Source organism: Chloroflexota bacterium, from assembly GCA_011322445.1.
Classification (GTDB): Bacteria; Chloroflexota; Anaerolineae; order Anaerolineales; family DRMV01; genus DRMV01.
Map to the genome: position 1 here is coordinate 1 of DRMV01000025.1, position 1948 is coordinate 1948.

Sequence of the window (1948 nt, forward strand, 5' to 3'; positions counted from 1 at the left end):
AGTGGAACCGCCTTCCTGCGGCTGTGGTAGCCGCGGCGCAACGGCTGAAAAAAGTCACCATTGAAAACGCCGACTGGCAAACCATCCTGCGCCGCTACGATGCGCCCTCGACCCTGTTCTACTGCGACCCGCCCTACCTGGGCGAAACCCGCAGCAAGTGGGGCAAATTCCGCAAGGCTTACCGGTACGAATTTGCGGACGCCGACCACAGGGCATTAGCCGAAGCCCTGCAAGGCGTTCAGGGCATGGTGGTGCTCAGTGGCTACGCCCATCCACTGTATGCGGAACTCTACGAAGCCAAGGGGTGGGTGCGCCGGTGTATGAGCACCATCAACCAGAACGGCAGTCAGGCCCGCGAATGCCTGTGGCTCAACCCCGCAGCGCAGAAAGCAGGGCCGCAGCCATCGCTCTTCGAGACGGTGCAATGACCATTGGCCCTTCTTGTCCCCTCCCCGCCCCACCGTGGGAAACCGGCCAGCCCGTCCGCATGACGTGGACTGAAGCCCTGGGTTGGTTCGACCGCTACCGCCCCGAAGTGGTGGCCGTGTACCGGCGAAAGGGGCGCACGGTGGCCGTGGTGAGGCCGAGAAAGAATGAGAGGAGTGAACCTCATGCCCCAAAAGGTGTATCGCAAAATCGTTGAAATCGAGCAGTCGCCGTTCAATCGGCGCTACATGCTCGTGTTGGAGTGTGGTCATACCGTTTGGGTTTCGCGCCGCCCTCGGCGCGAGATGGTGCATTGCGAACAGTGCACCGCCCAACAGAACACCAAAGCCAAAGAGGTGAACCATGTCTGACTTGTACGAAATGCAATTCATTGGCCGTTTGGCCGCCGACCCTGAAGCCCGCTACACCTCCGAAGGCCGCCTGGTGGCAAACTTCCGGGTGGCGGTCAATCGCCGCTGGAAGGACGCCCAGGGTGAGCAGCAAGAGGCCACCGAGTGGGTGGACGTGGCTGCGTGGGGCAAACTGGGCGAACTGTGCGACCAGTACCTGAAGAAAGGCCGCCGCGTGTGGGTACGCGGACGCCCCGAAGCCCGCGCATGGATTGGCAAAGACGGCGAAGCCCATGCCGCCCTGCGCGTCACCGCCCGCGAGGTGCAATTCCTGGACGGCGGCAAGGAGGGCGAAGATGCGTAGCCTTCACTTGGTCGTGCGCCTGACCTACGACCCCCAAACCGCCCACAGCGGCGAAGACGACCCCGAAGCCAAGCGGTACTTCTTCGAGCACGTGCTTGGCGGGCGGCTGGTGTTGACTTCCCCCGAACTGGGCAAGATTGGGGAAGTGGAAGTGGTCGAGGTTTCGGATGAAGAAGCCCCCCGCCGCCTTATCGTTCGACCCGCTACTCATATTCCATCGGGAACCAGCCATTACCCCGACACCTTCACAGCAGCCCCTGATAGCGGCACAGGCTTTTTTGGTGGCGGCGGTGCCCGCGCTATGAAACCGACCTACCCCACCCCCTCACCGGCCCGCGTGTACCGGAACGAGGAGCCTGCCCCCTACGAGGTGTAGCAATGAAAGTGTCTGGGCGACTATTCCGTTCTGCCCCCTCCAAGCGGCGGCGCACGGGGAAAGGGCAAGGAAGAGAATACCAATGGCAGGTCATCAACGACCCTACCCCGGAACAAGCCTTCCTGGGGCGACTGTTCCGCCTGATTGACATCAAGCGCGGCGTCCGGGTGGGCACCTGGGAGGACGGCACACGCTGGCGCAACATCGTCACCGGCACTGAAATCGTGATCGAAAACGGCGAGATGGTGCGCCGGTGCGAATAAAAAAAGCGCCCCGCAGGAATGGCGGTTCCCGCGGGGCAAAGACAGAAAGTGTGGTGTTGCCATGACTATTTTACCAGAACCTTTGACATCCTCATCCCTTGCCCCGCGCCAAAGCGCCTTAGTGCAGCCAAAACCGGCGGGGCAACTGGCCGCCCGTCTCACCCGCCCC

The 1948-nt window shown here is 62.4% G+C and carries 5 protein-coding genes; all 5 read left to right on the forward strand.

Going from position 1 to position 1948, the window contains the following annotated elements:
• Window positions 1-428, forward strand: a 428-nt coding sequence (locus tag ENJ54_04525; GenBank protein HFC09110.1) for a DNA adenine methylase, incomplete at its 5' end; no start/stop codon positions are given.
• 183 nt (window positions 429-611) lie between these two features.
• The gene (locus ENJ54_04530) at window positions 612-797 is read left to right on the forward strand and encodes a hypothetical protein (protein ID HFC09111.1); all 186 of its coding nucleotides are present in this window, start codon (window positions 612-614) and stop codon (window positions 795-797) included.
• A gap of 1 nt (window position 798) precedes the next feature.
• Window positions 799-1140, forward strand: coding sequence for a single-stranded DNA-binding protein (locus tag ENJ54_04535; GenBank protein HFC09112.1), 342 nt, complete (start codon window positions 799-801; stop codon window positions 1138-1140).
• Window positions 1133-1516: a hypothetical protein gene (locus ENJ54_04540; protein HFC09113.1), complete on the forward strand. Its 384-nt coding sequence runs from the start codon at window positions 1133-1135 to the stop codon at window positions 1514-1516. The genes ENJ54_04535 and ENJ54_04540 overlap by 8 nt, the downstream gene beginning before the upstream one ends.
• A 2-nt stretch (window positions 1517-1518) precedes the next feature.
• Entirely contained in the window at window positions 1519-1779 is a 261-nt protein-coding gene (locus tag ENJ54_04545; GenBank protein ID HFC09114.1) for a hypothetical protein, read from the forward strand.
• Window positions 1780-1948 lie beyond the last annotated feature (169 nt).